The organism is Vibrio sp. 10N.222.52.C3, from assembly GCF_041474195.1.
Classification (GTDB): domain Bacteria; phylum Pseudomonadota; class Gammaproteobacteria; order Enterobacterales; family Vibrionaceae; genus Vibrio; species Vibrio crassostreae_C.
The window spans coordinates 1-7439 of record NZ_JBFRTQ010000121.1 but is presented as its reverse complement, the minus strand read 5'-3'; the positions used below and the strand labels follow the sequence as shown (position 1 = coordinate 7439).

Sequence of the window (7439 nt, the reverse complement as noted above, 5' to 3'; positions counted from 1 at the left end):
CATGTAAAGAGGCTCATCAGCGATAGAAGAAAATGAATCAATAAATAACCCTAGATGTTTTTTACATTCTTCCTTAAATGAATTATCTAACGTTGACACTGGTATTTTTTGACCATAAAAGTCTTTACATATATGACCTGCAGGAACTACAGAAGAGCCCATTAGATGATAACGAGGGATATCTAACAGTTCACAGATTCCATATAGTATAATACCAACCGTTGAATGCGGAGCCTCCCCACAAACAAAAGTTTGTATCTTATTCTTAATTATCTCACTATAAAATGAATTAAAAATCAAATAAAATAATGACTCTCTCTCTAGACGACTAAAAATTCGCAAGTCATCTTGCCTATCCATTATTTTATAAGCTTTATCCTTTAATATATAAAACCTAGGGTCTCCTAACACCTCTTTACTTGCTGAATATTGGATACTTCCAACACCAGTATTCCCTCGATGCGAGTTATAAAAATCATAAATCGTGCAATTAGGAAAAGATTCTCCTGCAATACTATCAAGAGAGCTAGGACCTACCCACATTTTTATTTTTGCTCCCTTACTTTCAAGTAATTGAGCAAAATCAATCCACACCTTTCTATCTGAAGGTATAAAGAGTATATTAGACATTTATATTTCCTAGAAAGTAATAGTATTATTTATGATAGGTTGTTATCAATACTCTGTAGTAGACCAACGCTAACTGGTGTCCCACGGCTAATATCTTGCTTAGCTATTCTTCCAATGACTTCATCGTAGAACTTTGGTGCTAACCCAAAACCAGGTCGAATACTTCGAACATTATCTTCCGTAAGCATTTCACCCGCTTTTACATCTTTGACTACGTACAAAGAACGACGAAATTTTACGTTTCCTTTTTCAGCTTCCGTTCTTTCGTAATTGACCTGCCCCGTTGCTTGCCATGCTGTTTTTGTGTCTTTACAAAGTGCAGTAAGCTCATGAGGTTCTAGAGAAAAACTATCGTCTGGGCCACCACCGTTTCGATCAAGTGTCACATGTTTTTCAATCAAACACGCACCTAAAGCAACTGAGGCTACTGCCGTTGCATTGTCAATAGTATGATCAGATAGACCCGACAGAACATTAAACCGTTCCTGCATGTCTTTAATGGTTTTCAAATTGTACTGATCTGCAGGTGCTGGATATCCACTTACACAATGTAAAACAACTAGCTCTTTACAACCGTTCTCTTTGGCAACTGCAATGGCTTCATTAATCTCTTCTTCATTAGCCATACCTGTTGACATGATCATTGGCTTACCAGTCTTAGCTACTTTCGCAATCAAAGCGTGATCGACTAACTCAAAAGAGGCGATTTTGTATGCAGGAGCATTCAATTCTTCAAGTAGATCGACAGCGGTGAAATCAAAAGGTGAACTAAAGATTGTAATCCCAACCTCTTTCGCTTTCTCAAATAGAGCTTCATGCCACTCCCATGGAGTATGAGCCCACTCATAAAGTTGGTATAGACTGTTTCCATCCCATAACCCACCACGAATCTGAAAGTCTTCATTATCGCTATCTATCGTGATTGTATCTGGACGGTAGGTTTGCAACTTAATAGCATCAGCCCCAGATTTTTTAGCTATCTCAATAATCTTGAATGCATTATTAATATCACCATTATGATTCGCAGAAAGTTCAGCAATAATATATGGTTTAAAACCTAAACCAATTTTTTTGCCATCAATTTCAATAAATGTGTTAGTCATCGACTTTCTCCAATCTAATTTTGTATTTTTGCCCTTTCACTACAATGTAAGCAGGATATCTATCTGGGTCGCTTATCCTTAGCAGGTTAAATTGAGAGACTATGCTTCTATCAATATCAACCTGGCTATCCTCTGGGGTTCTTTTCCTGTGGTAGCTACTCTCACAGTCTGGCTGACTGACTGGTTTTGAGGTGTAAATATTTTCACATGCCCAATCCATTAACTGAAGTTCGGCATCAAATAGCTTTCTATTCACTTCGTCATAGAGCTCTAGACCATCCATTGGAATTGTTAACTTCTGCCAAATATCACCTGTATCTACACTATCTTCGGCATTTAGTAGTGAAAGAGTCAGCTCTTTTGCACCATTTAGTACATCCCAAATATGAGGGCTCCAGCCTCGCCCTTGAGGCAAGTCACTCGCATGTAACACTAATGTATAGTTGAATTTATCTCTTACTTCTTGTCTAACAATCTCTGAGCACGAAATCAAAAAAAGAATATCTCCACCTTCTTGTATTGAGCTCACAGAGTTTAATATTTCAATTTTGTACTTGCTCTCATTGGCTTTCTGCCAATGGAGCAAGTACTTATAAACAGGGTGGCAGCTATCGCTACATAAAATTGTTACTTTCATTCTCTAGCTCTATGATTTCTGATACGACTCTACGAGTACCTAAGCCATCACATACTCTTAAATTGTTTAGATGCATTTGATGCCAATCTGAGCATACCTCTTTATAAGCTTTAAATAACTCATTTTTAATAGAGTTTAGTTCAACCTTTCGAGATAAGTTATCTACAACTAACTGACGACAAATGTCTTTTTGATTGTCCGCTAAAGGGACTACAATGCTAGGTAAGCCTAAACAAGCTCGCTCCCAACTAGTACTACCAGGCGCACCAATTGCGATATCATGCTCCAGCATCATTTGAGCCATATGATTGGTAAAATCAATGTGCTCGATATTTTCCCTAACTTTGCACCAATCAGAAACTTGGTTATAGTGGGGAGAACGAGGGCTCATCAACACTGTGATTTGTGCGCTCATATTTTCACTTTCTAGGGATTGCAAAACAGCAAAAGTGGCATTAGGTAAATCAATGCCCCCCATCGAGATCAGAATTTTGGGACTGTTTAAATTTGGCTGCCTATTTTCCGCGAAGCTTCTAAACTCACTAAACTGAGGGTTCAACAAAGCATAATTGACACCAGCTAACACTTTTCCTGTTGTTTCATACGCATCGGCTCTTCTAGATAGTGTTTGATCTAATACAATGTCGGCACAGTGTTTTCTTATAAGGTCATCAATGGCCAATATTCGTACATTAGCACGTTGTTTTATTTGTTTTTGCCACTCTTCCCCTAGTGCATAGTGATCACTTATGACCCACTCCACACCTTCGAGGTATGGAGCAAAGTCGTGGACATCTTCTGCAATACTACGCTGAAGCCAGCCCAAATAATCACCAGTGTGCTTTGGGGTAACTTGACATTCAGGTGGTGTAAGCTTGATTATCGAGTATCCACGGTCTTCAATAAAGCTGCATAAGTCCCCTTTTTGAGGAATGCATGCGAATGCTATTTGATAACCATGCTGGGTCAATTCATCAGCAAGTACTAAGCAGCGCATAACATGCCCACTACCTATCCAAACAGATGCATCTACGCGGAAAATTATTTTTTTCATAGTGCTTTTAAAGAATACTAAACAGTTTCTCTGCCAGCTCCCAATCCTCAGGCGTGTCAATATCTTGAACACGACATCTAGGCAGGAGTACAGCTTTAGAGTGGGGAGAGAAAATTGATAGCTTGTTTAAAAAAGCAGATGGTTGCCCCCAATAGAATTGGCCAGCATCATGGTACCCTTCTTCAAGATCTTGCGATCTAACCTGTTCATTTTCAGGTGAAAACATCGAAACAGAACCTTGCTCATCAAGCTTGATTGCACGTTGAATCGGAAATGGAAACGATGTAGCACTGAATGCAAACTGCACACTAGCACCCCTAAGTAACTCGTAACCTTTCTGAATATCTTCAGGTAAAACAAACGGGGCGGTTGCATACAAACAACAGACTGCTTCTACATCCCACCCTTCGCTTTTACACCAACGTATAGCATGTGCCATTACATCCATAGTAGTCGCGTAATCGTCAGAAATATCACCAGGGCGCAAAAACGGTACTTCTGCACCGTATTTTTTTGCGACTTCTGCAATTTCTGTATCATCCGTAGAAACAATCACTTTATCAAAGCAACCCGATGCCACAGCGGCTTCTATAGAATAAGCGATCATAGGTTTACCATGAAACGCTTTAATATTCTTTCTCGGTATACGTTTACTGCCACCACGAGCGGGGATGATTGCAATGTTCATTAGCGCCCCTGCAATATATCAGTCAATGTGTTCACTACTGTGTCTTGCTGAACCTCACTCATTCCATGAAACATAGGAAGTGAGATAGCTTCACGGTAGTAACGCTCAGATTCAGGGAAGTCCCCTTCAGCAAAACCCATATCTTGATAGTAAGGTTGAGTATGAACAGGGATATAGTGTAGATTCACACCAATACCTCGCTCACGTAGCGCGTCAAATACCTGTTTGTGGGTCAATTCAATCTCACCTAAATGCAAGCGAATAACAAACAAATGCAAACCAGAATAAGTTTCTGGCAATTGATAAGGTAACACTAAAGGTAGATCGATCAGTTTCTCATTATAACGTTTCGAAAGCTGATGACGCGCCGAAACAAATTCATCAAGACGTTGCATTTGCGTAACACCCAACGCCGCTTGAAGTTCTGTCATGCGGTAGTTGAAACCTAAATCAACCTGTTGGTAATACCAACCTCCATGAGAAGCTTCCGTCATCATTTCAGGATCTCGCGTAATACCATGACTACGCAGCAACGCCATTTTATCAGACAGTTCTTTACTATTAGTAAGAGCAGCGCCACCTTCGGCAGTAGTCACAATCTTTACTGGATGGAAACTAAACACCGTGATATCTGAATGTTCGCAATTACCAATCGGTTGGTCTTGATATCGGCCGCCAATCGCATGCGAAGCATCTTCAATGACTTTAAAGCCATATTCTTTGGCTAGCTTAGCAATGGATTCCATATCACAAGGCTGACCACATAAGTGAACAGGAACCACGACTTTAGGTAGAGTTCCTTTCGCTTTAGCAGTAATTAGCTTTTGCTCTAGCTTTTTAGGGCACATGTTATAAGTTGCTGAGTCAATATCAACAAAGTCCACTTTAGCTCCGCAATAAAGACCACAGTTTGCAGACGCAACAAAAGTAACAGGCGTTGTCCACAACCAGTCACCTTCCCCCAAACCTAAAGCCAAACAAGCGATATGCAGAGCCGAGGTTGCACTATTCACTGCTAACGCATACTGAGCACCAGTATGTTCTGTTAACGCTTTTTCAAACGCAGGAACTTGTGGTCCCTGAGTTAGAAAATCAGATTTAAGGACATCAACTACACTATCAATGTCTTGCTGACTGATATCTTGCTTGCCGTATGGAATCACTGTTCTACTCACACTGTAAATTTAGGATCAATATGTTCTTTGATTAGGTCACGTAGACCTTCAATCGTTTCCCACTCAGTATTGGTACCTGAATTGTATTTAAAACCAAAAGGCACTTTCTCAGCCTTATGGTGATTCATGTACTCATCTTCTGTGTATGTAAAAGAGACAGAAGGAAGGATCGCGTAATAACGACCTAAATCAATTGTATTGAGAGAATCAGTATCAGTGATCATTTCTTCATGAAGTTTTTCTCCTGGGCGAATGCCAACAACCTTTGTTGCCATGCCCGGCGCAATAGCTTCAGCGATGTCTAGAATTTTGTACGAAGGGATCTTAGGAATAAAGATCTCACCACCCAAATGGTTTTCAAGTGCATACATGACCATATTCACGCCATCTTGAAGAGAAATATTAAAACGCGTCATCTCTTTATGTGTAATTGGCAGTACACCTTCTTCTTTTTTCTGCATAAAGAATGGAATAACTGAACCACGAGAGCCCATAACATTGCCGTAACGTACGACACTGAAACGAATGTCTTTTGAGCCTTTAATATTGTTCGCAGCGGCAAATAGCTTATCCGATGCAAGTTTCGTAGCACCATATAAGTTAATTGGTGCACATGCCTTATCGGTCGAGAGAGCAACGACATCTTTCACACCACACGCAAGAGCCGCACTAATCACATTCTCTGCGCCATCAATATTGGTACGAATACATTCAGTCGGATTGTACTCTGCAGTATCTACCTGTTTAATTGCCGCAGCGTGAATGATGACATCTACATCCTCACACGCTTGAATCATGCGATTACGGTCACGAACATCGCCTATAAAAAAGCGTAATTGAGGAAAGTCCTTATGCGGATATTGCTGCTTGATTTCAAACTGCTTCAGCTCATCACGAGAAAAAATAATTATCTTTTTTACTTCAGAGTAACGCTCTAAGATTGTTTTGATAAACTGCTTGCCAAATGAACCCGTGCCACCTGTGATTAGGACTGTTTTTGAATTCAACATAATATTGTTTTTCTCCGCTCAGGCCTACAGCCTGTACCTCAAATAGTTTTGGATGATAATTGCGATATGCTAGCACTTCCCCCCACCTCTTGCACTAGGTGAAAGCGCCTAAACAGTATTCTAAAATGCCAGCCTAAGAAGTAGTAATCGGGCTAACTAAAGTTTCAAAATCTGCTGGATGCCAATGAATTTTTCTATTATTTAGCTCTTTCTCAAAAGAGCGCCTTAATCTCTCTAAATTTTGCATTTTCCACTCACCATGCTCCTGTTGATAACACTTATCGAAATCGATAATCCACACCTTTTCTTGTTCATCAATTAAGATGTTATGAATGTTCAAGTCAGTGTGGTTCACATTAGCATTATGCATCTTGGCAATTTCCTGCCCTATTTTCTGATACATATTTTGTGACAATGGTTTTTCACGCAAAATACTAACCAAATCTCTAGCATTAGGAATTCTTTCACTCAAAAGGTCCGCTTGATAGGTTAAACCATTCTTTACCGCTCTGGCGGCTATAGGGCGAGGTACGCTAACCCCAGATTCAATCAAAGTCAGGAGCAGGTTAAGTTCTTGAGCGCTACGAGTTTGCTCCCATCCGGAGAACCAGTAATCTTCTTTCACAAGTTTGCCAAACAAACCACCACGGCGATAATGACGAAGGGCAGCTTGCATTGTATCAAGCTGAACAAACCAAGTGGTTCCTCGCCCTGAAGCACTGCCCAGAACTTTTTTTTGATCTTGCCAATAGGCAACATCGAACAATTGTAGTGAAGGATCTTGAATGATTTCATCATCAAACCAAATCATACGATTATCTTGTCGATAACTCTGAATCATGACATCAACACTCGCGGTTTATGTAAATATAGATAAATGTTAATCACAGTATACTACCTGTAAATCTAATAAATTTTGGGGCACTATGATAATCAACAGGACTAATAATTCTCAATAAACTTGTAGTGTGCGACTCCATACAAAACTATTTAACTCTTAAGCCCAGCTCACACCTGCATAGTATCCAGTTGCTTTGATAATACATATTAAGCTTGTATTACTCATTTACCGAGTTCGATGCCTACAATCACTTTGTTTCTAACATAATAAAGAACTCATTAGCAGGGCGGGAGCATACTTT

At 39.9% G+C, this 7439-nt stretch carries 8 protein-coding genes; all 8 read right to left on the bottom strand.

What is annotated here, in order from left to right; all coding sequences use genetic code 11:
• Positions 1-630 (bottom strand): hypothetical protein (locus tag AB4517_RS17815; RefSeq protein ID WP_372149065.1); only part of this gene is annotated, 630 nt, incomplete at its 3' end.
• A 29-nt stretch (positions 631-659) separates the two neighbouring features.
• A complete protein-coding gene (gene pseI / locus AB4517_RS17810) occupies positions 660-1733 on the bottom strand; it encodes a pseudaminic acid synthase (RefSeq protein WP_372149063.1) in 1074 nt (357 codons plus the stop codon).
• Entirely contained in the window at positions 1726-2370 is a 645-nt protein-coding gene (locus AB4517_RS17805; protein ID WP_372149061.1) for a formyltransferase family protein, read from the bottom strand. Before AB4517_RS17805 ends, pseI begins: the two co-directional genes overlap by 8 nt.
• Entirely contained in the window at positions 2348-3424 is a 1077-nt protein-coding gene (gene pseG, locus AB4517_RS17800) for a UDP-2,4-diacetamido-2,4,6-trideoxy-beta-L-altropyranose hydrolase (protein ID WP_372149058.1), read from the bottom strand. The genes AB4517_RS17805 and pseG overlap by 23 nt, the downstream gene beginning before the upstream one ends.
• A 7-nt stretch (positions 3425-3431) precedes the next feature.
• Positions 3432-4112, bottom strand: coding sequence for a pseudaminic acid cytidylyltransferase (gene pseF / locus AB4517_RS17795; RefSeq protein ID WP_372149056.1), 681 nt, complete (start codon positions 4110-4112; stop codon positions 3432-3434).
• On the bottom strand, positions 4112-5287 hold the full coding sequence (gene pseC, locus AB4517_RS17790) for a UDP-4-amino-4,6-dideoxy-N-acetyl-beta-L-altrosamine transaminase (protein ID WP_372149054.1): 1176 nt from the start codon (positions 5285-5287) through the stop codon (positions 4112-4114). Before pseC ends, pseF begins: the two co-directional genes overlap by 1 nt.
• The gene (gene pseB / locus AB4517_RS17785) at positions 5284-6297 is read right to left on the bottom strand and encodes a UDP-N-acetylglucosamine 4,6-dehydratase (inverting) (RefSeq protein WP_372149051.1); all 1014 of its coding nucleotides are present in this window, start codon (positions 6295-6297) and stop codon (positions 5284-5286) included. Before pseB ends, pseC begins: the two co-directional genes overlap by 4 nt.
• 133 nt (positions 6298-6430) lie before the next feature.
• A complete protein-coding gene (locus tag AB4517_RS17780) occupies positions 6431-7138 on the bottom strand; it encodes a 3-deoxy-D-manno-octulosonic acid kinase (RefSeq protein ID WP_372149049.1) in 708 nt (235 codons plus the stop codon).
• Between the last annotated feature and the right edge of the window lie 301 nt (positions 7139-7439).

Coding starts and splice junctions, on each gene's coding strand:
- pseI (WP_372149063.1), bottom strand. CDS start 1,733: ATGACTAACACATTTATTGAAATTGATGGCAAAAAAATTGGTTTAGGT.
- AB4517_RS17805 (WP_372149061.1), bottom strand. CDS start 2,370: ATGAAAGTAACAATTTTATGTAGCGATAGCTGCCACCCTGTTTATAAG.
- pseG (WP_372149058.1), bottom strand. CDS start 3,424: ATGAAAAAAATAATTTTCCGCGTAGATGCATCTGTTTGGATAGGTAGT.
- pseF (WP_372149056.1), bottom strand. CDS start 4,112: ATGAACATTGCAATCATCCCCGCTCGTGGTGGCAGTAAACGTATACCG.
- pseB (WP_372149051.1), bottom strand. CDS start 6,297: ATGTTGAATTCAAAAACAGTCCTAATCACAGGTGGCACGGGTTCATTT.
- AB4517_RS17780 (WP_372149049.1), bottom strand. CDS start 7,138: ATGATTCAGAGTTATCGACAAGATAATCGTATGATTTGGTTTGATGAT.